Genomic DNA, 25,451 nt, shown 5'->3' on the forward strand with positions numbered 1-25,451 from the left:
CCCTTTCCCTGTTTTCTACCCATCCCGGTGCCCTTATGCCGTCATAGCGGCGATATTCCCCTTTTGTTCGTTCGTATCTGCCGCCATTTCGGACCCTGCCGCGGACCCGACCCGGTGCGCGGGCAAGTCGGCGGACTAATTTGGTCCATTTTGGACATGATTTGTTCTCATCGTCAATCCCTGATTCACCCTTGCAACGCCGGCTTCGCCGCTCCACCGCGAGTCCGATGCGCCGCTCCTCTCCCCTCACCCGCCTGCGCTGGCGCCGGCGGCTGCGCGCGCTGGTCGCCCTGCTGCTGCTCGCCGGACTGGCGGTCGCGGCATGGCTGGGAAGCCCGGCACCGGTGGCGGTGGTCCCGCTCGTCCACGTCATCGACGGCGACAGCCTGACGGCGCGGCAGGATGGCCGCGCCCTGACCATCCGGCTCGTCGGCATCGACGCGGTCGAATATCGGCAGGACTGCGAACGCGCCGACGGCACGCGCTGGCCGTGCGGGGTCGAGGCGCGCGCGGCGCTCGAACGTCTCGCCGGGCGCGGCCCTCTTCATTGCGCGATCGAAGGCACGGACCGTTATCGCCGAACGCTCGCGGCCTGCCGGACCGTCCCCAACCCCGCGGGGTCCGACCTCGGCGCCGCGCTGGTGCGTCAGGGCTGGGCGATCACGACCGACGACCGCTATTTCGTCGAGGAAGCCGAAGCGCGTGCGAAGCGGCGCGGCATCTGGCAGGGGCGCTTCGTCCGGCCCGCCGACTGGCGCGGGGCGCACCAGCAGCCGAAAGAATAGCCGCCGAAACCGGCACCACGGCGCCACGGGCCCGACCGGCATCGACAGCGCGTCCCGAATGGCCATGCGCCCGCTTTCCGCCGCGCGCTTTTGCCGCTAGGGACGAGCGCATGAACGGACTTTTCCCAGTCATGGTCGGCGGCGCGATCGGCGCGGGGGCGCGGCATCTGGTCGGCCAGATCATGCTCGCGCGGCTCGGCCCCGGTTTCCCGTGGTGGACGCTGTCGATCAACATCGCGGGCAGCCTGCTGATGGGCCTGCTGATCGGCTGGCTCGCGCGCAGCGGCGGCAGCGAGACGACGCGGCTGTTCCTGGGCGTCGGCATTCTCGGCGGCTTCACCACCTTTTCTTCGTTCAGCCTCGAATTCTGGCTGCTGTTCGAACGCGGAGCGATGGCGCAGGCGGCCGCCTACGTCCTCTCGTCGGTCGTCGTCGGCATCGCGGTATGCGGGCTGGGGATGCTCGCGATGCGGCAGTTTCCGGCATGAGCGGCGACAGCGCCACCGTCGGGGAAGAGGATGACGGCATCCGGCTCGACCGCTGGTTCAAGCGGCACCGGCCGGGCACGCCGCACGCGCTGATTGCGCGCTGGGCGCGGTCGGGCGAACTGACGCTCGACGGAAAGAAAGCGGACGTCTCCGCCCGGATCGAGGCGGGGCAGCGGATCGCGATGCCCGTTCCCCCCGCCGCCCCCACCGGACCGCGTCCGCGCAAGGACCGGCCGCTGTCCCCCGCCGACGTCGCGCTGGCCGAAGCGATGGTGATCCACCGCGATGCGAGCGCGTTCGTGCTCGACAAGCCGCCGGGGCTTGCGACGCAGGGCGGGACGAAGACCGACGCGCATGTCGACGGGCTGCTCGGCGCGTTGCAGGGCGAGGCGCCGGTGCGGCCGAAGCTCGTCCACCGGCTCGACAAGGACACGTCGGGCGCGCTGCTCGTCGCGCGCACCCCGCGCGCCGCCGCATGGTTCGCCAAGGCCTTCTCGAACCGCAGCGCGCGCAAGACCTATTGGGCGATCGTCGTCGGCGTCCCCGACATCGCGCAGGGGGAAATCGATCTGCCGCTGGCGAAGCAGCCCGGATCGGGCGGCGAGAAGATGCATGTCGACGACAAGGGGCTGCCTTCGAAATCGCGCTATCGCATCATCGAGCGCGCGGGGAACAGCGCGGCGTGGGTCGAACTCCAGCCGCTGACCGGCCGCACCCATCAGCTTCGCGTCCATATGGCGGCGATCGGCCACCCGATCGTCGGCGACGGCAAATATGGCGGCAAGGCGGCTTTCCTGACCGGCACGATCAGCCGCAAGCTGCACCTGCACAGCCGCCGCCTGCGCATCGACCATCCCGACGGCGGCGCGCTCGACATCTCGGCGCCGGTGCCCGAACATTTCGCTGCGAGCCTCGACGCGCTGGGCTTCGACCCGCTGCTCGGCGACGCATTGGCCGAGGAGGCGCCCCGGCCTTCGGCGAAGACCGTGCAGAAGACGAAGGCCAAGGCGCACGCCAAGCAAGTGCGCAAGGCAAGGCGCGGCGAGCGGCGCGGCCGCGCCGAAGCCAAGGCGAAGCCCAAGGCCCCGGCGAAACGCGGCCCCGCGAAACCCGGCGGCCGCAAGCCCGCGCCCCGGAAACCGCGCTGATGCATCCCGACCCCGCCTTCCGGCCGCGGCAGGACGACCTCGCCGCGCTGCTGGTGCGCGAGATCGGCTTCGCCGCCATCTTCGCGGGCACGCCCGACGGCCCGCGCGTCGCGCACGCGCCGGTGGTGCTGAGCGCGGATGCGGCGACGCTGCAATTCCATCTGTCGCGCGGCAACGGGCTGACCCGGCATCTCGCCGGGGCGACGGCGCTTGCGGTCGTGCAGGGCCCCGACGCCTATGTCAGCGCGGGCTGGTATGCCGAGGAAGCGCACGCGGTGCCGACGTGGAATTATGTCGCGGTCGAGATGGAAGGCCCGGCGCGCCGGCTCGACGAGGCCGAACTGGTGGCGCAGCTCGACGCGCTGTCGGCGCAGCACGAGGCGCGGATCGGAGCGAATCCGCCGTGGACGCGCGACAAGATGGACCCGAATTATTTCGCGAAACTGACCGGTGCGATCATCGGCTTCGAGATGCGGATCGCCGCATGGCGCCCGACGATCAAGCTGTCGCAGAACAAGCCGGCCGACGAACGCGCGCGGATCGCGACGGCGATCGAGGCGACCGGCCATGGCGCGCTGGCGCATTTGATGCGCGAGCTTGGCGGCGATAGGAAAAGCGCATGACCCGACCCGAAGACGCCCTGGCGAAGAAACGCTTTTTCGCGCTGTCCAGCATGCGACTTGTGGGCGCGCTGCTCATCCTCGCGGGCTTCCTGCTCATCCGCGGCGTATGGGCGCTCGCCGGCCAGCCCGCCGACCGCTGGGTCGGCGCCGCCGTGGTGCTGATCGGCTTGTTCGATTTCGCGATCATGCCGCGCATTCTCGCGCGCCGCTGGCGGACGCCGCCCGGGCCGTGAAGCGCTTCTGGAAGCAGGCCGAGGCTGTCCCGCAGGACGGCGGCTGGGGCGTCGCGCTCGACGGGCGGCCGGTGCGCACCCCGGCGCGTGCGCCGCTCGCCGTCGCGGGCCGCGCGCTGGCCGAGGCGATCGCCGCCGAGTGGGACGCGCAGGGCGAGGATATCGACCCGGCGTCGATGCCGCTGACAGGCATCGCCAACGCCGCGATCGACCTCGCCACCGCCGACCCCGCCGGCTTCGCGGCGCCGATCGCCGCCTATGCCGCGAGCGACCTCTTCTGCTACCGCGACGACCGCGACGCGGCGCTGCAGGCCGAACAGGCGGCGGCGTGGAACCCGCTGCTCGCCTGGGCCGAGCAGCGCCACGGGATCGAATTCGCGCTCGCGCAGGGGGTGCTGCCGGTCGATCAGCCGCCCGCGACGGTCGCGGCGCTGCGCGATGCGGTGCAGGGCCTCGATCCCTTCCGCCTCGCGCCGCTCGCGCCGCTCGTCACCATCGGCGGGTCGCTCGTCGCCGGGCTCGCGCTGGTCGAGGATGCCTTTCCGGCGGACGCGCTGTGGACGGCGGTCAGCCTCGACGAACTCTATCAGGAACGCCGCTGGGGCGCCGATACCGAAGCGCGGAAGACGCGTGCGCGCCGCGAGGCCGACTGGCACCACGCGGCGCGGTTTTTGAGTTTGCTCGGATCCGAGACGTGTGTTGCATCGTAAAGTTAGAAGTGATGGACCGGATTTATGCGGCTAACATAGAAATTTCTTCTGCCTTGCATAGCAATCAGCAGGATCCCAAACCTGTTAATGTGACATCGAAGGACTTTCCTTTTCCCGATAGCGAGCAGAACGCTGCCCATCTTCTTCGAAATATCGAATCTCGAATACTCGCGACTCATGCACGACCTGCCGCCAGCTGCTGCATCCATATTTCCCGGGTAGTTGCTCTGGAAACCGCTCGGCAATCCATCTTCCGGCATCGGCGACGGATGCCCATCCGTCGATGGCCAACTCACCGGCCGCTTCCCGCAACGCATCCACGATAGCTGTGGCAGACCAATCCACTTTGCCATCCGGGGCAATGCCATTGATGACACAATCGCGAAATTCATCCGACTGGACAAACTCCGCGGCCAGACGCCGACATTGTTCCATATCTTCAGCCCATCCGCGGAGATGTTCGAAACGTTCGTCGATGCGGCTATAGGCGGCAACCAAGGCGTCGTGAGCGCCATGACATCCATCCAAGCTCCAAAGGTCGTGCTGGTCGATGAAGTTGTGAACCAAGCCGTTCCGCAGACTTACCAGTTCGACGAGCTCATTTTTTGTCCGGGCGAAATCCTCGTCCGAAAAAACGAGACGCATCCGGACGCTGAACGAGTCAATGTCCTGCGCAGCATTGTTCGCGCCGATTGCATCGGTGACAATATACGACCCGAGGAGGTCGTCAACCAAGACACCGAGCGTTTTTCTCGCGGTGTCGTCCACCCGCGCCGCTCGGACCTTCTCCAACCCCAGCTGGCAGGCAGGCCCCGAGATTTCGTGATGTGCGACGATGGCTTTAATCAGGCGCTCATACTGCTGGAGTCGAAGCAAACATCGGCCCAGCAATCTCTGCACTTCGCGCTGACGCGTTTGCAGGGCGTCATCCGATACCGCCATCATAGCGCAACCTGCTGTTCGGAATTGATGGAATTGCGATGACGAATTGCTTTACTCCCAAACCGCCGCGCTATCGTCCCGGCTCCATTCCGATGGATGTCTCGACTTCGACCAAAGACCGAAGTTTATGCTGAGCGCCTGCCAAGGCAGTCGAAGGGCCCGACACAAACCGAAATCAACCACCCATTCAATCCGCGAAGTTCGGCTTTCTTTTCTCCATATGCGCCATCACCGCCTCGATCTGGTTCGGGGTGCGGATGACCTTGATCTGTTCGTCGCTTTCGGCCTGCAATATCTCGGCATCGGTCGCGTCGGCGAGCATGTTGCACAGGCGCTTGGCGCCGCGGATCGCGTGCGGGTTCTTGCCCGCGATCACCCGCGCGAGGTCCATCGCCTTGCCCAGCGGGTCGTCGGCGACATGCGTCGCAAAACCCAGCAGCTTCGCCTCCGACCCGGTGAATTCGCGGTTGGTGTAGATCATCTCGCGCAGCACGTCGTCGGCAACCTGCGTACGCCACAGCGCCATTCCCGCGACGTCGGGGACGAGGCCCCAGCGCATCTCCATGATCGCGATGCGCGTGTCGGGATGGACGATGCGGATATCGGCCGCCGCCATGATCTGGCTGCCCGCGCCGAATGCGACGCCGTGCACCGCGGCGATCACCGGTACCGGCAATTCGCGCCAGCCCCACGCGGCATATTGCGCATTGTTCGACAGGCCGCGCGTGCGGTCGGACAGCGTGCCGCCCGCGCTGCTCGCCCCCGGATCGCGCTCGGCGCTGAGGCTCGAGAGGTCGAGCCCGGCGCAGAAGGCGCGCCCCTCGCCCGACAGCACGACGACGCGCAGTCCCTGCTTCGCCTTCAGCTCGTCGATCGCCTCGGCCAGCGCCGACCACATCGCGGCGTCGAGCGCGTTCATCTTGTCGGCGCGGATCAGCCGGACGTCGGCGATGCCGTCCTCCAGCATCGTGATGGAAATGCGGTCCTGCATCGGGAGAATCCTCTCAGTTGCGTTGAAGCGCCGCTTCGACGAGCGGCAGCTGGTCGTTGCCGAAATACATGTCGGTGCCGTCGACGAACAGCGTCGGCGAACCATAACCGCCGCGCGCCACCAGTTCTTCGGTATTGGCGCGCAGCCGCGCCTTGACCGCGTCGGTGGTCGAGGCGGCGCGGATCGCTGCGCCGTCGAGCCCCGCGCCCGTCGCCACGGCTTCGAGCACGGCGGGATCGTCGAGATTCTCCTGCCGCCCGAAATAGCTTTCGAACGCGGCGCGCGCAAAGGCGAGCAGCGCCGGCTGGTCGTCCTCGAGCGCGGTCGCGAACCGCATCGCGTGGACGCTTTTCGCCGGGTGCCAGCGCGACGGGAAGTTCATCTCCACCCCCGCCAGCCGCGCCCAGTCGGCCAGCACCTTCCAGCCATGCTGCATCTTGCGGTTGTCGGTCTGCTCGCGCGCGGCATAGACCGCCGGGTTCACCGCGTTGAACACCCCGCCAACCAGGATCGGGCGAAAGGTCGCATCGGCGCCCGTCCGCGCGATCAGCGGCTGGACATTGGCGAACGCCAGGCGGGTCCAGGGCGACGAGAGGTCGAAGAAGAATTCGAGACGGGAGGGCATGACGGCTCCTTCGCTGGCGGGTCAGCTTTGCAGGTCGGCCTGCTCGATCGCACGGTGAAAGCGGCGTGCGGCGGCGGGATCGAGCCGGTCCTCGAACAGCGTCAGATGACGCTCGACCGTCCAGCGCGCGCTGTCGAGGTCGCCGACCGCCGCCGGGTCCATCTCGCGCTGATATTCGAGGCCGAAGCGCAGAATCAGCAACGCGTTGGTGCACAGGTCGCCGAGCCGGACGCGCGGCCAGTCGAGCAGGCCGCGATCGATCATCGCGCCCAGATAGATGCTCAGCTGTTCGTGCACCCGGTCGTACCAGCCGCCGATATGATCGAGGATGATCGGGCTCGATTCGCCGTAATCGGCGCGGTCGCGATAGATGAAGCGGAAGGTGTGCAGTTCGCGCTGCATGCAGGCGAGCAGCCCGACATATTCCTCGATCAGGTCGCCCGCGTCGGACGGCCGCATCCGCAGCCGTTCCTCGATCGCCTCCGCGAAATCGGCGCTGATCGCGTCGAGCAGCGCGCGCTTGCTGCGGAAATGATACCACAGATTGCCCTCGGCGATGCCGACCTCGGCGGCGATCGCGGCGGTCGAGACGCTGCCGAAGCGCTGTTCGTTGAACAGCCGCAGCGCCGCCGTCAGGATGCGGTCGCGCGTCTTGACCCGCGGCGGGCTCACTTGCCCTTCGCCTTCTCCCAATATTGGTCGCGCAGCAGCCGCTTGTAGAGCTTGCCGGTGTCGTGGCGCGGCAGCGCCTCCAGGAAATCGATGCGCCGCGGGATCTTCACTCCCGACAGCTTCTCGCGCGCATAGGCGCCCAGTTCCTCGCGCAAGGCGTCGGTGGCGTCGGCCATGTCGGCGGGCTGGACGACCGCGATCACCTCTTCGCCCATCTCTTCGTGCGGTCCGCCGACGACCGCGACGTCGGCGACCTTCGGATGGGTGACGAGATGATTCTCGATCTCCTGCGGATAGATGTTCACCCCGCCGGAGATGATCATGAAGCTCTTGCGGTCAGTCAGATAGAGGAAACCCTCCTCGTCGACCCAGCCGACGTCGCCCAGCGTCGACCAGCCTTTCGAATTGCGGCTCGACGCGGTCTTTTCGGGGTCGTCGTGATATTCGAAGACCTGCTCGCTTTCGAAAAAGACCGTGCCTTCCTGCCGCACCGGCAGTTCGGTCTCGTTATCCTCGCCGACGATGTGCAGCACGCCGTTGATCGCGCGCCCGACCGTGCCCTTGTGCGCCAGCCAGTCCTCGCTGGTCGCGAAGGTCATGCCATTGCCTTCCGATCCCGCATAATATTCGAGCAGCACCGGCCCCCACCAGTCGATCATCGCCTGCTTGACCGGCACCGGGCACGGCGCGGCGGCGTGGATCGCGCTCTTCATCGACGACACGTCGTATTTCGCGCGCACCGCCTCGGGCAGTTTCAGCATCCGCACGAAATGCGTCGGCACGAACTGCGCGGCGTTGCAGCGATATGTCTCGATCGCCGCCAGCGCGCCTTCGGGATCGAATTTCTTCATCAGCACGACGGTGCCGCCAAGCCGATGAATCGTCATCGACCAGCGCAGCGGCGCCGCGTGATAGAGCGGCGCGGGCGACAGATAGACGCTTTCGGGGCCGATATGGAAGGCCGCGGCGGCGAGCATGACGAGGCTGTTCGGCGCGTCGATCTCGCGCTCCTCGGGCAGCGGCACCCTGACCCCCTTGGGCCGGCCGGTGGTTCCCGAAGAATAGAGCATGTCGACCCCGGCGCGCTCGTCGGCGATCCGCGTCGCCGGCATCTTCGCCAGTTCGTCCTCGATCTTCGGCCAGCCGGCGATGTCGCCGCCCATCGAAAAGCGCTCGATCCGCGTCTGGAGTTGCTGCGCCGCGGGCGCGAGGCTGGCGGCGACGATCAGCATCTTCGCGCCCGAATTTTCGAGGATATAGTCGGTCTCGTCCTGCGTCAGCCGCGACGAGATGCAGACATAGCGCAGCCCCGCGCGCTGCGCGCCCCAGGTCAGCCCGTAATAATGCGGCGTGTTGTCGAGCATGAAGGCGACGACGTCCTCGTGCCCCAGTCCGTGCGCGCGAAAAAGCTGCGCCGCACGGTTCGACGCCGCGTCGAGTTCGGCATAGCTGATCGATTCGCCCGTCTCGGCGACGATGATCGCCGGCTTGTCGGGGGTAGAGGCGGCGTGGACGGACGGGTGCATCGGCGATCTCTCCAGCTGTTCTGTTCGTTCTTTCCGCCGAGTCAGTAGCCATCCGAAGCGCCGGGTCAAGCAGGCTTAGGGTCTTGCCCCTATTCGGGCGCGCCCGCGCCGGGATGCGAGCGCAGCGCATAGCCGACGCCCTTGATCGTGTGCAGCATCGGCCAGGCGAAGCCGCGGTCGAGCCTGGCGCGCAGCCGCGACATATGCACCTCGACCCGGTTGGTCCCCGGATCGAAGTCGAGCCGCCACACCGCCTTGAGCAGCGCCGCGCGCGACAGCGGACGATCGGGAACGCGCGCCAGATTGGCGAGCAGGTCGAATTCGCGCAGCGGCAGGCGGATCGGCCGCCCCGCGCGCTCGACGCGCCGGTCGATCAGGTCGATCCGCAACTCGCCCGCGCCAAGCTGGCCGGCGGCCAGCCGGCTGCGCCGCAACAGCCCGGCGGCGCGCGCCAGCACCTCGGGCAGATTGTCGGTCCAGGTGACCACGTCGTCCGCGCCGCCATGCAGCGCGATCATCCGTTCCTCCAGCGAGTCGCGATCCGACACCGCCAGCACCGGCCGCCGCGCGGCGACCGCCGCCATCAGCCGCACGAAGGCAAAGGGGTCCTGCCAATCGAGGAAGGGGTTGATCAGCAGCAGGTCGAAGCAGCCGTCGAGCCATGGCCGCAGTCCGTTCGCCGGCGACGGCATCGACCGCACCGCATGGCCCGCGGCTTCCAGCGCCGCGCCCAGCGTCGCGGCGCGCTCGCGCAGCGGATGATAGAGGGCGATGCGCCCCGCCCCATCATGCGATTCGCCGCCCGGATCGCCTCCGTCCGATACCCGCACCCTGCCCCCCAGGCCGTCACACCCGACGGCGTTTCGCGGCGCCCGGCATTGCGCCGGTCCCCCGCTGTGCTAACCGATGGACATGACCTCGACCGACCTGCTCGACAGCGCTTTCGCCACCCTGCCCGACCTGATCCGCGCCCATGCCGCCGAACGTCCCGATGCCGTAGCGGCTGCCGACCCGTCGCGGCGATTAAGCTGGTCCGAACTGGACCGGATGATGGATCGAATCGCCGCCCGGCTTCAGCAGGACGGCTTCCAGAGCGGCGACCGGACCGCCGTTGCCGGGCTCAACAGCGTCGAACAGATAGCCGCGATCCTCGGCACGCTGCGCGCCGGCGGCGTCGCGGGACTGATCACCAACAGCGCGACCGGCGAACAGATGGCGGCGATGATCGCCGACACGGGCGCGCGCCACCTGTTCCTCGACAGCGCCGCCGCGGCGAGCCTCGAAGGCCAGACCGTCGCTGCGACCGACCGCATCGCCATGGACGGCAGCGGCGTCGGGGTCGCGCTGGACGACTGGATGGCGCCCGCGGGAACGAAGCCCGATGCGGTCGAAATCCGGCCGGAGGACGGCTTCAACATCATCTATTCGTCGGGCACCACCGGCACGCCGAAGGGCATCGTCCACAGCCACGCGATGCGCTGGCAGCATATCCAGCGCGGCGTTCCCGCCTATGGCCCGCACGCGGTGACGATCCTGTCGACCCCGCTCTATTCGAACACGACGATGGCGAGCTTCCTTCCCACCGTCGGATCGGGCGGGCAGGTCGTGCTGATGAAGAAGTTCGATGCGCGCGGTTTCCTTGAACTGGCGGAGCGCGAGCGCGCGACCAACACGATGCTGGTGCCGGTGCAATATCGCCGCATCATGGCGCTCGAGGATTTCGACCGCTTCGACCTCTCCAGCTTCATCATGAAATATTGCACCTCGGCCCCCTTCCCCGCCGCGCTCAAGGCCGACGTGCTCAAGCGCTGGCCGGGCGGGCTCGTCGAAATCTACGGCATGACCGAGGGGGGCGCGGCCTTCATCCTCGAAGCGCATCAATATCCCGACAAGCTGCACACGGTCGGCCGCCCCGCACCCGGCCACATCGCCAAGGTGATCGACGAGGAAGGCAACGAACTGCCGCAGGGTTCGGTCGGAGAGATCGTCGGCCGCAGCCCCGCGATGATGACCGGCTACAACAACCGTCCCGACGCGACCCGGGCGATGCACTGGTATGATGCGGAGGGGAATCTCTTCTATCGTCACGGCGACATCGGCCGCTTCGACGAAGACGGCTTCCTGACGCTGATGGACCGCGCGAAGGACATGATCATCTCGGGCGGCTTCAACATCTTCCCGAGCGATCTGGAGGCGATCCTGCTCGCCGACGACCGCGTCGTCGAGGCGGCGGTGGTCGGCATGCCGAGCGAGGAATGGGGCGAGACGCCCGTCGCCTTCGTCGTGCTCAAGCCCAGCGCCGATGTCGAAAGCGTGCGCGCCGACTGCAACGCCAAGGTCGGCAAGACCCAGCGGCTGAGCGCAATCCGCGTCGTCGAAGAACTGCCGCGCAGCCCGATCGGCAAGGTACTGAAACGCGAATTGCGCGACGCCTATTCGGGGTGAATAGCGGATAGCGATCGGAAGACGCCATTCTCGTTTTTCGCTTCGTCATTCCCGCGAAAGCGGGAACCCAGGGAAAGGTCGGCCGACGCCCGCTCTGGATCCCCGCTTTCGCGGGGATGACGAAGATGGGGTATGTCTGGCTACCCCAAACGGACGACCCGCAACCTTCGCGATCAGGCGAACTCCGCCGCCTCCACTGCCGCCAGCGCGCTCGCCAGTCGCGCGTCGCCTTCGCCCTCGACCCACGCCCATGGCAGCCGCCGGCGTTCGAGTTCGCCGATCGCGACGTCCATGAACTGCCGCCGCGCGAGGTCGCTGCCGAACAGCCGCGTGCCGTCCTCTTCCCACGACAGGTCCATCGCGGGGACGAGGTAGAGGTCGGCGACCTCGTCCCACGCGTCGATTTCGGGCAGCCGCCGCCCGAGCAGCATCACCGCCCACGCCTGCGTCATCAGCGGGTCGGTGTCGGACACCAGCCATCGGGGCCCCTGCGCCAGCGCCGCATGCGTCGCGGCGACATGGCCGCGGAAGATCGCGAGCAGGTCGGCTTCGTCGAATTCGGTGCCGTTCGCCTCGGCATAGGCGCGGCCATATTCGGGGACGACGAGGCCGCCGAGCCGCGCGGCGAGTCGCGGCGCCAACGTCGACTTGCCGGTGCTTTCGGCGCCGTGGAGGCAGATGCGGCGGGTCATGCGGGCGCCGTTCCCGCCGCCGCGGCGCGGCGCCACTGGATCAGCCCGTCGATCGACAGGCCGAGCAGCACGACATAGACCACGCTCGTCGCATAGAGGCCGCGCGAGGCGAAGAGCGGCACCGCGATCAGATCGACGAAGATCCACAGCCACCAGCTTTCGACCCGGCGCCGCGCGAGCAGCCATTGCGCGGTGATGCTGGCCATCGCGATCGCGCCGTCGATCCACGGCGCCGCCGCGTCGGTGTGGCGATGCATCACCGCGCTCCAGACGATCCAGGCCGCCAGCGTGGCGCCGCCCCAGACCAGCCGCGCCCGCGCGGTCATCCAGCCGACCGGCACGCCACTGTCCGCGCGCGCGCGCAGCCAGGCGGCCCAGCCATAGAGGTTCAGGACAAGGAAAAAGCCCTGGAGAAGCATGTCGCTGTAAAGCTTCGCCTCATAGAAAACGACGGCGTAGAGGCTGACCGCGACGAGCGCGAAGGGATAGTTCCACACGCTGCGCAACGCGACGAGCGCGACGTTGATCAGGACGAGGCTGGCGGCGATCCATTCCACCTCGCTCATGGGCGGCGCCCCCCTCGTCGCCCGACGTGGGTCACAAATCGTCGGCCTTCATCGCGAAGATCGGCTCGTGCGGGCGATAGGCGACCATCTTGTCGAGCAATTCGTCGAGCCCGGCATCGACGATCATGATCCGCGCATGCGCCGGGCGGATGAAGCCGACCTCGACCATACGGCGGTTGAAGGCGATCAGATCGTTGTAGAATCCCCCGGCATTGAGCAACCCGACGGGCTTGGCATGATAGCCGAGCTGCGCCCAGCTGATCGCCTCCCACAGCTCGTCCATCGTGCCTACGCCGCCGGGAATGGTGAGAAAGCCGTCGGACAGGTCGGTGAACATGCGCTTGCGCTCGTGCATGCCCGAAACGACGTGGAGTTCGGTCACGCCGCGATGCGCGACCTCGGTGCCGACCAGCGCGTCGGGGATCACCCCGATCACCTCGCCCCCCGCCGCGAGCGCCGCATCGGCGACCGCGCCCATCAGGCCGGTCCGGCCCCCGCCATAGACGACGCCGATGCCGCGCGAGGCCAGCGTGCGCCCGACATGCCGCGCTGTTTCGATGAAGGCGGGATCGTCGGGGGTCGCGGACCCGCAATAGACGGCAAGGCGTTTCATCGTGAAAGGCATGGCAATGTCCGTTCGGCCTGGCCCTTCGGCAGGGCTCGATGGAGCCGCGTCGAAAGCCCGTTTCGTCTTTCCGCGCCTTTGCAGGAAGAACCGCGCTTCGACAAGTCGCCGGCGACGCGCGCCGGACGATCGGCCATATGGGCTTTGGGCCATATAGACTCTGGCGAGCGCCGCGCCGCCCGGCTAAGGCTGCGCGCGTGACCGCGACACTCCACGCTTTCGCCGACCGCCGTCCGAAGCTCGCCGCTCTGCTGCTCGGCGCCGTTTCCGCCACGGGCTTCGCGCCGCTCGACCTGTGGCCGCTGACCCTGATCGCACTCGCGGGCTGGATGCTGCTCGTCGCGCGGGCGCCGCGTGGGCGCCGCGCGCTCGGGATCGGCTGGGCCTTCGGGGTCGGCCATTTCACGATCGGCCTGAACTGGATCGCGACCGCCTTCACCTATCAGGCGGCGATGCCGGCTTGGCTGGGATGGATCGCGGTCGTGCTGTTGGCGCTCTATCTCGCCGTTTATCCGGCGCTCGCGGCGTGGGGGGCTTGGACGATTTCCCGAATCGTCCTCCCTGCGAAAGCGACAGTTGCCGGAAACGGGACACCAACGATCCCCGCCTTCGCCGGGGTAACGCTCTCCTTCATCCTCGCCCTCGCCGCGCTGTGGACGCTGACCGAATGGCTGCGGAGCTGGATGTTCACGGGCTTTGCGTGGAACCCGCTGGGCGCAATCGCGGCGGGCCGCTTCGCTTCGGCGGCGATCTGGCTCGGCACCTACGGGCTCGGAGCGCTGGTCGTCTGCGTGGCGGGCGCGCTGCTCCTGCTTTCGGCGCGGCAGTGGAAGCGCGCGGCGCTCGCGGCGTCGATTCCGATATTGGCCACCGCGGCCGCCGTTGCGACAGCCAGCGGCGGCGGGAAAGCCGACGCGGCCTCCCCGATCCCCATCACCCTCGTCCAGCCCAACATCGGACAGCAGGACAAGTGGGAGGGCGACAAGGCCGACGCCAATTTCGCCAAGCTGGCGCGGCTGACCGTCCCCAAGGACGACCGCGCCCGCCTGATCCTGTGGCCAGAGGCGGCGATTCCCGATTATCTCGAAACCGGCTATCCGCTCGTCTATTACGACCGTTCGCCGGCCGAGGCGCGGGCACGGCTGACGAATCTGATGAATCCCGGCGATCTGATGCTACTCGGCGCGCTCAAGCTCGAACTCGGCCGCGACGGCACCGTGGTCGGCGCGCGCAACGCGGTGATGACGGTGTATCCCGACGGCACGCTGGGGCCGCGCTACGACAAGGCGCATCTCGTCCCCTATGGCGAATATCTGCCGATGCGGCCGCTGCTGTCGGCGATCGGCCTGTCGCGGCTCGCGCCGGGCGACATCGACTTCTGGCCGGGGCCGGGCGCGCGCACCCTCTCCCTGCCCGCCGCGACCCGCACGGTCGACGTCCCGCCAGCGGGTCACCCGCCGGCGGTGATCGCAACCCGCCTGCCCGAAACGCTGCGCCCGGCGGTCGAGGTCGGCCTGCAAATCTGCTACGAGATCATCTTTTCGGGACAGGTCGTCGACCGCGCGCATCGGCCCGATTTCATCTTCAACCCCTCGAACGACGCCTGGTTCGGAAGCTGGGGCCCGCCGCAGCACCTCGCCCAGGCGCGGCTGCGGGCGATAGAGGAAGGGCTGCCGGTCGTCCGCGCGACTCCGACCGGGATCAGCGCGGTGATCGACGCCGACGGCCGCATCCGCGCAGCGATTCCGATGCACCGCGCCGGGCGCATCGACACGCTGGTTCCGCCGGCCCACGCCCCGACGCTTTTCGCCCGTTTCGGCAATCGTCTTCCGGTCGGCTTCGCGCTGCTGCTGCTCGCGCTGGCCATTGCCTTTCGACGGCGCGGACGCTAACAGCGCCGGGACATAAACTTTTCTTTATATCTAAATCCAAAGAAAGTCTCCCATGCGCAACAGCTTCCTCTTCACGTCCGAAAGCGTGTCCGAAGGGCATCCCGACAAGGTTGCCGACCAGATCAGCGATTCGATCGTCGATCTGTTCCTGTCGAAGGACCCCGAAGCGCGCGTGGCCTGCGAAACGCTGACCACGACCCAGCTTGTCGTGCTGGCGGGCGAAATCCGCTGCAAGGGCGTCTACGAGGATGGCGAATGGGCGCCGGGCGCGCTCGACGAGATCGAGGCGACGGTGCGCGAGACCGTTCGCGAGATCGGGTATGAGCAGGACGGTTTCCACTGGAAGAACCTGCGCTTCGAGAACAATCTCCACGGCCAGTCGGCGCATATCGCGCAGGGCGTCGACGAAAGCGCCGACAAGGACGAGGGCGCCGGCGACCAGGGGATCATGTTCGGCTATGCTTCCGACGAGACGCCCGACCTGATGCCCGCGACGCTCGATTACGCGCACAAGATCCTCGAGCGCATGGCCGCCGACCGCAAGGCCGGCATCGCGCCCTTCCTCGAACCCGACACCAAGAGCCAGGTCACGCTGCGCTACGCCAACGAGCGCCCGGTCGAGGCGACCGCGATCGTCGTGTCGACCCAGCACGCGCCGGGCTATTTCTGGCACGACGGCGAAGGCGACGAGACCAGATATCAGGAGCTGCGCAAATATGTGCTGGGCGTGATCGCCGACGTCCTGCCCGCCGAGCTTCTGACCGCGAACACCGTCTATCATATCAACCCGACCGGGCGCTTCGAAATCGGCGGACCCGACGGCGACGCCGGGCTGACCGGCCGCAAGATCATCGTCGACACCTATGGCGGGGCGAGCCCGCACGGCGGCGGCGCGTTCAGCGGCAAGGACCCGACCAAGGTCGACCGCTCGGCCGCCTACATCACGCGTTATCTGGCCAAGAATATCGTTGCCGCCGGCCTCGCCCGCCGCTGCACGATCCAGCTCAGCTACGCGATCGGCGTCGCAGAACCGCTGTCGGTCTATGTCGACCTGCACGGCACCGCGGCCGAGGGCGTGTCCGAAGCCGCGCTGGAACAGGCACTGCCGCAGCTCGTCCGGCTGACCCCGAAGGGCATCCGCACCCATCTGGGCCTCAACAAGCCGATCTATCGCCAGACCGCTGCCTACGGCCATTTCGGCCGCCAACCGGACGGCGACGCCTTCCCCTGGGAACGCACCGACCTGATCGACAGGCTGAAGGCCGCGCTGGGCCGCTAGGGCACCGCGCACTTCTCACCCGACCGCGGCGCGATCTTCGCGCGCCGCGCCATTCGGGGCGGCAAGCGTTACATCTGAATCGCCTCTCTTCCGTTCGTGTCGAGCGAAGTCGAGACACGAACGGGATGCAGATTTGGCGCTCCGCCGCTTGGACTCTGATGACTTTGGATTGTCGCGCGGCTTCGCCGCTCGCAATGACGCGTCCGTCCAATGTCATGCGCCTAAAGCCACAAAGGCCATAATTGCGGCGCGCGCGTGCAGGGCTTTTGCGGCTTTAACGCCTTCGCCGCGCCGCAGGACGCCAACGGCCCGCGCATCGCCCCCGCCTTGCCCGCACGGCCCGGCACCGCTAACGCGCGCGGCATGACGGCTTATAAATCTGGCGATCCGACCACGCTCAACCGCCTCTACGGCCGCGCCAAGGGCAAGCCCCTGCGCGCGGGCCAGCAGGATCTGGTCGACCATCTGCTGCCGCAGATCGCGGTGCCGGCGGAGGGGCCGGTGACCGCCGCGCGCCTGTTCGGTTTTGACCGCCCGCTGCATTTCGAGATCGGCTTCGGCGGTGGCGAGCATATGGCGGCGCGGGCCGACATGCTGCCCGATCACGGCTTCATCGGCGCCGAACCCTTCCTCAACGGCGTCGCGCAGGCGCTCGTCCACGTCAGCGGCGATCCGCATCTCGCGGGAAAGGGGGGCACGCATCCGCCACTCGCCAACGTCCGCATCCATCACGGCGACGCGCTGGAGGTGCTGCGCCGCGTCCCCGACGGCGCGCTGTCCTTCGTCTACCTGCTCCATCCCGACCCTTGGCCGAAGGCGCGGCACGCCAAGCGGCGGATGATGAACGACGGGCCGGTCGACCTGATCGCGGCCAAGCTGAAGCCCGGCGGCGAGTTCCGCTTCGGCACCGATCACCCGGTCTATCTCGCGCACGCGCTGATGGTGATGCGCCGCCACCGCCACCAGTTCGAGTGGCTGGCACGGACCGCCGACGATTTCCTCGTCCGCCCCGGCGGCTGGCCCGAAACGCGTTACGAGGCCAAGGCCCGCGCGCAGGGGCACGAGGTCTGGTATTTCCGCTGGCGGCGCAAATAGGGCGGTTGCAGCAACCGCATCCGGCCTCAGAAATTCAACCGCAGCCCGGGTCGCGGCCACGTGAGGCGATAGACGCGGCCGGTCGCGGACGCCGTGACATAGGCGTGCCGCATGTCGCTGCCGCCAAAGGCGATATTGGTGATCGCGGGATCGAGGTCGGACAGATCGACGAACCCGATCCTCTCGCCGTCGGGGCCGACAATCGCGATGCCGGCCTGCAGCAGCGTGCCGATGCACAGATTGCCGTTCGCCTCGACCGCCATGCTGTCGTAATAGGCATAGCCGGGCTCAGCGCACAGGAAGTTGCCGCCGCCCGCGCCCATGAAGGTGCGGCCGCCGCGCAGCACTCCAGGCTCCTCGACCTCCCACCACCAGGCGCGCGCGGTCGCCGTCTCGGTCGCATAGAGGCGGTCGCCGGCGGGGGAGAGTGCGATGCCGTTCGGCTGGTCGAGCGGTTCGGCCACCGTCCGCGCGCCGGCGCCGTCCATATAGCATATGCGCCCATGGTCGCTGTGATGCCGGTGATGCTTCCCGGTATCGGTGAAATAGAAGCCGCCATCCCGATCGAAGACGATGTCGTTCGGGGCCGACAGGGGGCGACCGTCGACCGCCGTCAGCAGCGTCTCGACCCGTCCGTCTGCGATGCGGAGCCGCTGGATGGACCCGCCCGCATAGTCCGCCGCCGCGCCGATGGGCACCGCCCATCCGTCGCTCTCGGCCCATTGGTAGCCGCCGTTGTTGCACAGGATTAACGCGCCGTCGGGGGCCAGCGCCGCGCCGTTGGGTCCGCCGCCGACCTTGGCGATGACCTGCTTCGTCCCGTCGGGCGCGATGCGCGTCACCTGCCCGTGGCGAATCTCGACCACCGCGAGCGAGCCGTCGGGCAGGATCACCGGCCCTTCGGGAAAGCCCAGACCCTCGGCGACAAGGACGGCCTCGACGGTCAATAGAGATCGAGCACCGTCGTCTGGCCGAGTTCGCCGATGATGACCGTGCGCAGCTGGTCCATATGGTCCTCCCACACCGACTCGGCGCGCTTCGGCTTGTGTGCCGCGATGGCGTCGACCAGCGCCCGATGGTTGGACAGTGCCTGCTGGTTGAGCGCCAACTGGTCCGGGCGCGACCTGCTGAGGAAGCGCTCGACATGGCGGAGGAAGATGTCGTCGAGCATGCTGACGATCACGCCCAGCGCGACGTTGCCGGCACGTTCGACCAGCACCCGGTGGAAGTCGGCCGTGGCGCGCCCGAAGCGCGCGAAATCCTCGATCACCTCCGCCTCGTGGGCCAGGTGATCGCGCAGCGTCTGGATATCGTCGGCGGTCGCCGAGGCCGCCAGCCCCGCCGCCAGACGCGGCTCGATGAACGAGCGGGCGTCGAGCACCTCGGCCAATGTCGCGCCGCGGAACTGAAGCAGGAAACCCAGGGTGCGGGCCGCCGAATCCTCCTGCGGCGGACAGATTCGCACGCCTCCCTTGGCGCCCCGAAGCACGCGCACCAGCCCTTCGGATTCGAGCAGGCGGATCGCTTCGCGCAAGGTCGGGCGCGAGACGTCGAACTGCGCCATCAGGTCCGCTTCGGCGGGGAGCAGGTCGCCCTCCTTCAGGTCGCCCAGGACGATCCGTCGCCGGATGGCCTGCGCGATGATCTCCGCCGCCTTGGGAATTCGCACGGGCGACATCCCATCCGTCATCTTCTGCCCCTTCAACGCCTTGCCCCGCGTCCCTTCGCGACCGCTTTCCATTCCGTTCTTAGCCATCCTCCCCGAGGAAGTCATCCAATGGACTTGATCTCCATAATCAGTTTGATAATTTATACGAAATGAAAAGCCAATGGGAAACTGGCCCTATTTCCTCGCACCGCATCAGGACCGGAAAGCGCCGTCGACATAGATCAGCGGGCCGACCTCTCCCGCGATCCGCACATCGATCACCCGGCCGATGAAGATGCCGTGCGTGCCATAGAAATGCGCCTGTTCGAAAGCGCAGGCGAAACTGGCCTGCGCGTCGCCCAGCACCCATCCGCCGTTGGCCGCCTGCCGCCAGTCGCCCTCCGCAAAGCGCGCATCGCCCGACGCACCGCCCGCGCACCGGTCGGCGATCGCCCGGTGCGAGGCGTCCAATATGTTGACGCAGAAATCGGCCCCGTCCTTCAGCAGGGGGAACATCGACGCCGAGCGGTTGGCGCAGACCAGCAGCGAGGGCGGGTCCAGCGACAGTTCCGAAACCGCGGTCGCGGTCATCGCCGCCCGGACATCGCCCCGATGCGCGGTGACGACCACCACCGCCTTGGCGAGCCGGCGCAGGCCCAGTTTCAGCGCACCGGCAATATCGCCCGCATCGGGCAGAACGGCGTTCGTCAAATCCTCTCTCCTCTTCCATCCCGTCCGCGACGTGCCATCCCTTCCGAAGGCACGCCGCGCATCGGCTTCCCGGCAAGCGCCTCAAAAAGGTTGCTTTCCACAATCAGTTGTATAATTTATATGTAAATAGAAAAAAGGGAAGGTCTTGCGAGAGGGCGATCATCATTGCGATTTTCTGGTGCTCGGCGGCGGCGCGGCCGGGTTGACCGGGGCGCTGGCCGCGCGCCTTGCGGGGCTCGACGTGCTGCTGGCAGAGAAGGAGGCGTGGCTCGGCGGCGCCACGGCGCTGTCGGGGGGAACGGTCTGGCTGCCCGCGAGCCATGTGCTCGAACGCGCCGGCGTCGCCGATTCGTGCGAGGACGGCCTGCGCTATCTGGAGGCGCTGGTCGGGCCCGGCCGCGACGAGGTCGACCGGGAGCGCATGAAGATATTCGTTCGTGAAAGCCCCGCCTTCGCCCGTTTTCTCGACGATCAGGGCCTCGCGCTGCGCCACGCGCGCGGCTGGTCGGACTATTATGCGGAACTGCCGGGCGGGCGCGAGGCGGGCCGCACGCTCTATTGCGACGCGCTCGACCTGCGCGCGCTGGGCGAGGCAGAGGAATGGCTGGCGCCAGGGGCGCTCTTCTCGGCCGCCCATTCGGTCGAGGTGTCGACGATGGCGCTCGGCATACGCTCGCTGGCCGCGGCGCGCGCGGCGCTGCGCGTCGCGGCGCGATCGGCGAAGGCGCGGCTGACCGGCGCCCGGACCGCGACCCGCGGCAAGGCGCTGATCGGCCGCCTGCTGCTGGCGGCAAGGCGAAGCGGCGTCGTCGTCTGGCGCGGCACGCCCCTCGTCGAACTGATCGTCGAGGAGGACCGCGTCGCCGGTGCGGTGCTCGACTGCGACGGCAAGCGGGTCCGGGTGATCGCACGCCGGGGCGTCCTGCTGGCGACTGGCGGCTTCGCCCGCCATGCGGGCCTGCGCCAGATCCATCAGGCGCCGGTCGGCGTCGATGCGACCATGGCGCCGGCCGGCGACATGGGCGACGGCATCCGTGCCGCGGCAAATGCGGGCGCCGAGATGGCGATGATGGACCAGGCGTGGTGGGTTCCGGGCACCAAGACGCCCGCCGGTCCGATGGTCCATGTCTGGGATCGCTGCTTTCCGCATTCGCTGGTCGTCGACGTCGCGGGCGAGCGCTATATGGACGAGGCCGGGCCCTATATGGAGGTCGGCCAGCGGATGATCGCACGCCACGCCGCGCTGGGCACCGATCACAGCTGGCTGATCCTCGAAAGCCGGCATCGCAGCCGGTACGCGTTCGGAATGGCGCCGCCGATGGTCACCCCGTCGGGCTGGATCGAAAGCGGCTATCTGATCCGCGCTGGTTCGGTCGACGAGCTGGCCGAAAGAACGGGCCTTCCCCTCCAGCGGCTGTGCGATACCCTCGACCGTTTCAACGCCGGCGCGCGCGCGGGCCGCGACGACGACCATGGACGCGGATCGAAGGCGATCAGCCGCTATTACGGCGACCGCCGGGTCCGGCCGAACCCCAATCTGGGGCCTGTCGAACAGCCGCCTTTCTATGCCGTCCGGCTCTATCCGGGCGATGTCGGCACCGCGGGCGGGGTGCGCACCGACCTGCACGGCCGCGCGCTCGACCCGGCGCTGCGCCCGATCGCGGGGCTCTATGCGGCGGGCAACAATGCCAGCGGCATCTTCGGCCCCTGCTATCCGGGCGCCGGCGCCTCGATCGCGCCCGGCATGCTCTTCGGCCGGCGGGCGGCCCTCCACGCGGCGCAGGGAGGCGCGGAATGAGCGGCGACAGGACGAAAAGCATCGAATCGACATCGGCTGGCCCGATAACCGTCTATCGCGCCGGAAGCGGCGATCCGGTCGTGCTGCTGCACGGCAACGGCCATTCGGTGCACGAGTTTGAACGCAGCTTGCCCTTCCTCACCCCCCGCTTCGCGCTGATCGGCTGGGACATGCCCGGCCACGGCGCATCGAACGAAGCCGATGCGGCCCTGTCGATCGACGAACGCGCCTCCGTGCTGGGCGAGATACTGGAGCGTCAGGCCATCGGACCCGCGGTGCTGGTCGGCAATTCGATCGGCGCCTTCGTCGCGGCGGCGCTGGCGGCACGGGCGCCGGAGCGCGTGAAGGCGCTGCTGCTCGTCGAGATGCAGGTGCGCCCGCGCGCATGGTGGGATGCGGCGTGGCAGCTGGTCGACCGGATGTTCGGCACGCCGCGGCAGGATTTCGACACGGTGCAGGCGCGCCTCTGCTCGCCGCTCGACGCCGACCTGCTGGCGCGCTGGAACGGCGACCGCACCCGAGCGGGCGCCGGGGCGATGATCGCCGCGATGGAATCGATCCGCGCGCATGACGTCATGGCGACGCTCGCGGCGCTGACCGTCCCCACCCATTTCCTGTTCGGCGAAAAGGGCCCCGCCGCCGAATGCGCCCCCGCCGCGCTCGACTGCGTCGCGCATGCGACGAGCGAGATCGTGCCGGGGGCCGGGCATTTCGTGTCGATCGACCAGCCCGCCGCATTTGCCGCGGCCGTGGAGCGCGCGGCGCAGGCGCAAGGAGACTGCTGATGGCTTTCGATTTCCTCGGTTTCCCGGCAGGCAGTTCGGTGATCGTCACCGGCACCGCCAGCGGTATCGGCGCCGCCACGGCGCAAATGCTGTGCGAAGCGGGACTGACGGTGATCGGGGTCGATATCGACGCCGACCGCCTGCACGGCCTCGACCTCGGCCCGGCCTTTCACCCCCATGTCTTCCACACCGGCGAACCCGAAACCGTGGCGACGCACATGGCGCGGATCGCGGTCGAACATGGTCCGATCCTGCATCTGGTGAACAATGCGGGACCGCCTTCGTCGCTGCCGCTGACCATCGAGGAAGGCCTGGCGCAGACGGCCGGCAGCGTGCAGCGCGTCACCGCCGCCTGGGCGGCCGCGCTGCCCGAACCGGCCGCACACGCCAGCCTGGTCAATGTCGCATCGGTCGCGGGAGCGATCGCGGGGGGACCGCCGCCCTCGCTGGTTGCCGGGCGCGGCGGCGCGGCGGAGAATGGCTGGTATCCCGCCGGCAAGGCCGCCATCGCCGGGATGACCCGCTGGCACGCCGTGTCCGCGGCCGGCCGCTATCGCGCCAACGCCGTTGCCCCCGGCATCACCCGCACCCCCCGCCTCGGCGACATCACCGCGGGCGCCTATGGCCGCGACGTTCTTGCGCGCACGCCTCTGGGCCGGCTCGGCGAGGCGGAGGACATGGCGCGCGCGATCCTGTTCCTGCTCAGCCCGGCGGCGTCCTTCGTCAACGGCCAGACGCTCGTCGTCGACGGCGGCGGCGGCCTCGCCTTCTGACGCCCCGCCTTTTCTCCCGCTTCAACATGAATGAAAGATATGATGACAGACACTAACATGGACATGGTGGCCGGCGTCGGCCGCGAGGACTGGGAACGGCGCACGACAAGCCGAACGGGAGCGGGACGCGTGGCCGACCCCTATCCGAAGCTCGCCGAATTGCGCCGGCAGGGGCCGATCCACCGCGGATCGACCTTCGACCTGTTCGGCGTGCCCGACCCGATGGCCGAAGTCTGGCCCGACGCGCCGCGCTTCATCTCGGTCGGCTATGACGTGACCGAACAGATATTGCAGGACAATATCGGCTTTTCGAACGCCGGCATCCGCAAGATGACCGAATATGTCTTCGGTGAAGTGTCGTTGATGGGCTCCGACGATCCCGAGCATCGCAAGTTCCGCGCCCTCGTCCAGCCCGCCTTCACGCGGCACGGTCTCGACCTGTGGCGCGGGTTCGTCCGGCCGCGCCTCGACCATCTGATCGAAGGGTTCAAGGCGAAGGGGCGCACCGACCTCTATTTCGAATATTGCGCCGAGTTCCCCGTCTATGTCATCGCGATGGTGCTCGGTATCCGGCCGCAGGACCTCGAGCGCTTTCACGAATGGGCCGCGATGCTCCAGATCGCGGCCGCAACGCCCGACGAGGCGCGCAATGCCCGGCTGGCGGTGGAGGAGTATATGCGCGGAATCATCGAGGATCGGCGCCGCAATCCGCGCGACGACATCGTCAGCATGCTGCTGCAACGCGAGATCGAGCTCGACGGCGTGCAGCAGAAGATCAGCGAGCGCCACCTGCTCGGCCTGATCAACAACCTGCTGCCGGCGGGGGCGGGCACCACCTATCGCTCGCTCGGCATCCTGCTCGTCACGCTGCTCGAACGGCCCGAACTGCTCGAACGCCTCTATCACGACCGCGAGCGGATTCCGCGCGTCATCGAGGAACTGTTGCGCTGGAACGGCCCGGTGCTGTTCGCGCCGCCCCGGCTCGCCACGCGCGATATGGTCGTCGCCGGGGTCGAGATTCCCGCGGGATCGATCGTCGAGCCGGCCATCGGCGCCGCCAACCGCGACCCCGCGCGTTTCGAGGATCCCGACAGCTTCATCGCCGACCGCAACCCGCGCGTCACCCTGTCCTTCTCGACCGGGGTTCATTATTGCGCCGGGTCGCAGGTAGCGCGGATGGAGCTGACGGCGGCGCTGAACGCCCTGCTCGACCATCTTCCGCACCTGCGGTTCGATGACAGCCAGCCGCCCCCGCAGATCACCGGCCTGATGTATCGCATGCCGACCGGCGTGCCGGCGATGTGGGGATGAAGGCCGCGATCTTCGTCGCGCCCGACGAGGCGCTGCGGCTGGAAGAGGTGGAGAGCCTACCGCTCGGGCCGACCGATGTGCATGTCCGCGTCGACGCCACCGCGCTCTGCCAGACCGATGTCGCCGTGCGCCGCGGCGATCACAGCTATGGGTCGCCGCTGCTGATGGGGCACGAAGCGAGCGGCACCGTGCTGGCCGTCGGCAGTCATGTCGCGGGGCTGAAGGCCGGCGACACGGTCATCAGCTCGTCAGCGCCGGCCTGCGGCCGCTGCATCCAGTGCGCCTCCGGCCGCCCGCATATCTGCGTCCAGTCGCTCCACCTGCGATCGGTGCCCCGCGCGCGCCGTGCCGACGGATCGGTCGCGACCGGCCTTTTCGGGCTCGGTACCTTCGCCGAGGAAATGGTGGTCGACCGGGCATCGCTGGTCGCGGTCGATACCGATCAGCCGCCCGAATCGCTGGCCCTGATCGGGTGCGGCGTCACCACCGGCCTGTCGACCGTTCTCAACCGGACCCAGCTGTCGCATGGCGGGTCGCTGGCGGTCATCGGCTGCGGCACCGTCGGGCTCGCCGCTATCCTGGGCGCGGGCCTGAAGGGTGCGGCGACGATCGTCGCCATCGACCCCAATCCCGCGCGCCGCGACGATGCCCGGCGCCGGGGCGCGACGCTGGTCCTCGACCCGGGGGCGGGCGATCCGGCCGAGGCCGTCCGCGCCGCGACCGGCGGACTGGGCGTCGACGCGACCATCGATGCGGTCGCAGCCCCCGCCACCGTGGCGCAGGCGCAGGCGATCACGCGCCGTTCGGGGGAAATCGTCATCGTCGGCATGCCTCCGGCGAACGCGACGTTCGAGCTGGCCGCCCTGCCCTTCTTCCTGTCCGAACAGCGCCTGTCGAGCGCGCTGTTCGGTTCGGCGAACATCCGCCGCGACTTTCCCGCTTTCGTCCGGCTGGCCGAAAGCGGCCGGCTCGATCTCGCCGGCTTCGTCAGCCGCACGCTGGCGCTGGGCGACGTGAACGCGGGGCTCGACGCCTTGTCGCGCGGAGAGATATTGCGCGCGGTGATCCGCCCCGGCCGCCGGTGAGAG

At 68.3% G+C, this 25,451-nt stretch carries 27 protein-coding genes; 15 read left to right on the top strand and 12 right to left on the bottom strand.

The annotated features are described in order from the left end of the window. Positions 1-227 precede the first annotated feature (227 nt). The 6 genes from AC2S9W_RS19580 (at position 228) to AC2S9W_RS19605 (ending at position 3,987) form a co-directional block, all read left to right on the top strand. On the top strand, positions 228-785 hold the full coding sequence (locus tag AC2S9W_RS19580) for a thermonuclease family protein (RefSeq protein WP_486571444.1): 558 nt from the start codon (positions 228-230) through the stop codon (positions 783-785). Between the two features lie 110 nt (positions 786-895). Beyond that, positions 896-1,273, top strand: coding sequence for a fluoride efflux transporter CrcB (crcB, locus tag AC2S9W_RS19585; RefSeq protein ID WP_104960369.1), 378 nt, complete (start codon positions 896-898; stop codon positions 1,271-1,273). Continuing rightward, the gene (locus tag AC2S9W_RS19590; protein ID WP_104959837.1) at positions 1,270-2,421 is read left to right on the top strand and encodes an RluA family pseudouridine synthase; all 1,152 of its coding nucleotides are present in this window, start codon (positions 1,270-1,272) and stop codon (positions 2,419-2,421) included. Before crcB ends, AC2S9W_RS19590 begins: the two co-directional genes overlap by 4 nt. After that, positions 2,421-3,044, top strand: a complete 624-nt coding sequence (locus AC2S9W_RS19595; RefSeq protein ID WP_076076703.1) for an FMN-binding negative transcriptional regulator — start codon at positions 2,421-2,423, stop codon at positions 3,042-3,044. Before AC2S9W_RS19590 ends, AC2S9W_RS19595 begins: the two co-directional genes overlap by 1 nt. Further along, entirely contained in the window at positions 3,041-3,277 is a 237-nt protein-coding gene (locus tag AC2S9W_RS19600; protein WP_067111470.1) for a hypothetical protein, read from the top strand. Before AC2S9W_RS19595 ends, AC2S9W_RS19600 begins: the two co-directional genes overlap by 4 nt. Further along, entirely contained in the window at positions 3,274-3,987 is a 714-nt protein-coding gene (locus AC2S9W_RS19605) for an ATP12 family chaperone protein (protein ID WP_104959838.1), read from the top strand. The genes AC2S9W_RS19600 and AC2S9W_RS19605 overlap by 4 nt, the downstream gene beginning before the upstream one ends. 84 nt (positions 3,988-4,071) lie before the next feature. Here AC2S9W_RS19605 and AC2S9W_RS19610 read toward each other — a convergent pair whose 3' ends face one another. The 6 genes from AC2S9W_RS19610 to AC2S9W_RS19635 form a co-directional block, all read right to left on the bottom strand. Next, positions 4,072-4,932, bottom strand: a complete 861-nt coding sequence (locus tag AC2S9W_RS19610; protein ID WP_104959839.1) for an OST-HTH/LOTUS domain-containing protein — start codon at positions 4,930-4,932, stop codon at positions 4,072-4,074. A gap of 184 nt (positions 4,933-5,116) precedes the next feature. Continuing rightward, a complete protein-coding gene (locus AC2S9W_RS19615) occupies positions 5,117-5,920 on the bottom strand; it encodes a crotonase/enoyl-CoA hydratase family protein (RefSeq protein ID WP_076076705.1) in 804 nt (267 codons plus the stop codon). 13 nt (positions 5,921-5,933) lie between these two features. Continuing rightward, positions 5,934-6,545 carry a 2-hydroxychromene-2-carboxylate isomerase gene (locus tag AC2S9W_RS19620; protein ID WP_076076708.1) on the bottom strand — a complete coding sequence of 204 codons (612 nt, stop codon included), beginning with the start codon at positions 6,543-6,545 and terminating at the stop codon, positions 5,934-5,936. A 21-nt stretch (positions 6,546-6,566) separates the two neighbouring features. Beyond that, a complete protein-coding gene (locus AC2S9W_RS19625) occupies positions 6,567-7,217 on the bottom strand; it encodes a TetR/AcrR family transcriptional regulator (protein WP_067111461.1) in 651 nt (216 codons plus the stop codon). After that, positions 7,214-8,743: an acyl-CoA synthetase gene (locus AC2S9W_RS19630; protein ID WP_076076710.1), complete on the bottom strand. Its 1,530-nt coding sequence runs from the start codon at positions 8,741-8,743 to the stop codon at positions 7,214-7,216. Before AC2S9W_RS19630 ends, AC2S9W_RS19625 begins: the two co-directional genes overlap by 4 nt. 89 nt (positions 8,744-8,832) lie before the next feature. Next, positions 8,833-9,573, bottom strand: a complete 741-nt coding sequence (locus AC2S9W_RS19635) for a response regulator transcription factor (protein WP_067111456.1) — start codon at positions 9,571-9,573, stop codon at positions 8,833-8,835. Between the two features lie 82 nt (positions 9,574-9,655). Between AC2S9W_RS19635 and AC2S9W_RS19640 the strand changes: the two genes are divergently transcribed. Next, positions 9,656-11,188 carry a class I adenylate-forming enzyme family protein gene (locus AC2S9W_RS19640; RefSeq protein WP_486571445.1) on the top strand — a complete coding sequence of 511 codons (1,533 nt, stop codon included), beginning with the start codon at positions 9,656-9,658 and terminating at the stop codon, positions 11,186-11,188. Positions 11,189-11,361: 173 nt separating this feature from the next. On the opposite strand, the gene AC2S9W_RS19645 is transcribed toward AC2S9W_RS19640, so the two are convergent. Genes AC2S9W_RS19645 through AC2S9W_RS19655 form a run of 3 tightly spaced genes read right to left on the bottom strand, consistent with a single transcriptional unit; the run spans position 11,362 to position 13,059 of the window. Continuing rightward, on the bottom strand, positions 11,362-11,880 hold the full coding sequence (locus AC2S9W_RS19645; RefSeq protein ID WP_486571446.1) for an AAA family ATPase: 519 nt from the start codon (positions 11,878-11,880) through the stop codon (positions 11,362-11,364). Continuing rightward, positions 11,877-12,446 carry a nicotinamide riboside transporter PnuC gene (pnuC, locus tag AC2S9W_RS19650; RefSeq protein ID WP_486571447.1) on the bottom strand — a complete coding sequence of 190 codons (570 nt, stop codon included), beginning with the start codon at positions 12,444-12,446 and terminating at the stop codon, positions 11,877-11,879. Before pnuC ends, AC2S9W_RS19645 begins: the two co-directional genes overlap by 4 nt. Before the next feature lie 31 nt (positions 12,447-12,477). Continuing rightward, complete coding sequence (locus tag AC2S9W_RS19655) at positions 12,478-13,059, bottom strand: LOG family protein (protein ID WP_067111500.1); 582 nt, start codon at positions 13,057-13,059, stop codon at positions 12,478-12,480. A 209-nt stretch (positions 13,060-13,268) separates the two neighbouring features. Here AC2S9W_RS19655 and lnt point away from each other — a divergent pair, with 209 nt between their 5' ends. The 3 genes from lnt (at position 13,269) to trmB (ending at position 17,337) form a co-directional block, all read left to right on the top strand. Continuing rightward, positions 13,269-14,963 (top strand): apolipoprotein N-acyltransferase, encoded by a 1,695-nt coding sequence (gene lnt, locus AC2S9W_RS19660; protein WP_486571448.1) that lies wholly within the window; start codon positions 13,269-13,271, stop codon positions 14,961-14,963. 52 nt (positions 14,964-15,015) lie between these two features. Continuing rightward, on the top strand, positions 15,016-16,242 hold the full coding sequence (metK, locus tag AC2S9W_RS19665; RefSeq protein ID WP_475282824.1) for a methionine adenosyltransferase: 1,227 nt from the start codon (positions 15,016-15,018) through the stop codon (positions 16,240-16,242). Between the two features lie 363 nt (positions 16,243-16,605). Further along, positions 16,606-17,337, top strand: coding sequence for a tRNA (guanine(46)-N(7))-methyltransferase TrmB (gene trmB, locus AC2S9W_RS19670; RefSeq protein ID WP_076076719.1), 732 nt, complete (start codon positions 16,606-16,608; stop codon positions 17,335-17,337). A 26-nt stretch (positions 17,338-17,363) separates the two neighbouring features. On the opposite strand, the gene AC2S9W_RS19675 is transcribed toward trmB, so the two are convergent. The 3 genes from AC2S9W_RS19675 to AC2S9W_RS19685 form a co-directional block, all read right to left on the bottom strand. Next, positions 17,364-18,284 (bottom strand): SMP-30/gluconolactonase/LRE family protein, encoded by a 921-nt coding sequence (locus tag AC2S9W_RS19675; RefSeq protein ID WP_475282825.1) that lies wholly within the window; start codon positions 18,282-18,284, stop codon positions 17,364-17,366. After that, positions 18,281-19,027, bottom strand: a complete 747-nt coding sequence (locus AC2S9W_RS19680; protein ID WP_076078102.1) for a FadR/GntR family transcriptional regulator — start codon at positions 19,025-19,027, stop codon at positions 18,281-18,283. Before AC2S9W_RS19680 ends, AC2S9W_RS19675 begins: the two co-directional genes overlap by 4 nt. A 171-nt stretch (positions 19,028-19,198) precedes the next feature. Continuing rightward, positions 19,199-19,696 carry a flavin reductase family protein gene (locus AC2S9W_RS19685; RefSeq protein ID WP_486571449.1) on the bottom strand — a complete coding sequence of 166 codons (498 nt, stop codon included), beginning with the start codon at positions 19,694-19,696 and terminating at the stop codon, positions 19,199-19,201. Positions 19,697-19,841: 145 nt separating this feature from the next. Here AC2S9W_RS19685 and AC2S9W_RS19690 point away from each other — a divergent pair, with 145 nt between their 5' ends. From AC2S9W_RS19690 to AC2S9W_RS19710, 5 genes are read left to right on the top strand one after another with little or no spacing between them, the layout of a single operon-like run. After that, positions 19,842-21,494, top strand: a complete 1,653-nt coding sequence (locus tag AC2S9W_RS19690) for an FAD-dependent oxidoreductase (protein WP_486571450.1) — start codon at positions 19,842-19,844, stop codon at positions 21,492-21,494. Beyond that, positions 21,491-22,279 (top strand): alpha/beta fold hydrolase, encoded by a 789-nt coding sequence (locus tag AC2S9W_RS19695; protein ID WP_083675148.1) that lies wholly within the window; start codon positions 21,491-21,493, stop codon positions 22,277-22,279. Before AC2S9W_RS19690 ends, AC2S9W_RS19695 begins: the two co-directional genes overlap by 4 nt. Continuing rightward, positions 22,279-23,052 carry an SDR family NAD(P)-dependent oxidoreductase gene (locus AC2S9W_RS19700; protein ID WP_076076723.1) on the top strand — a complete coding sequence of 258 codons (774 nt, stop codon included), beginning with the start codon at positions 22,279-22,281 and terminating at the stop codon, positions 23,050-23,052. Before AC2S9W_RS19695 ends, AC2S9W_RS19700 begins: the two co-directional genes overlap by 1 nt. Before the next feature lie 42 nt (positions 23,053-23,094). Then, positions 23,095-24,363 (top strand): cytochrome P450, encoded by a 1,269-nt coding sequence (locus tag AC2S9W_RS19705; RefSeq protein ID WP_169799686.1) that lies wholly within the window; start codon positions 23,095-23,097, stop codon positions 24,361-24,363. Beyond that, the gene (locus AC2S9W_RS19710) at positions 24,360-25,448 is read left to right on the top strand and encodes a zinc-binding dehydrogenase (protein ID WP_486571451.1); all 1,089 of its coding nucleotides are present in this window, start codon (positions 24,360-24,362) and stop codon (positions 25,446-25,448) included. The genes AC2S9W_RS19705 and AC2S9W_RS19710 overlap by 4 nt, the downstream gene beginning before the upstream one ends. Positions 25,449-25,451 lie beyond the last annotated feature (3 nt).

The sequence above is a fragment of the Sphingopyxis sp. 550B genome, from assembly GCF_057401805.1.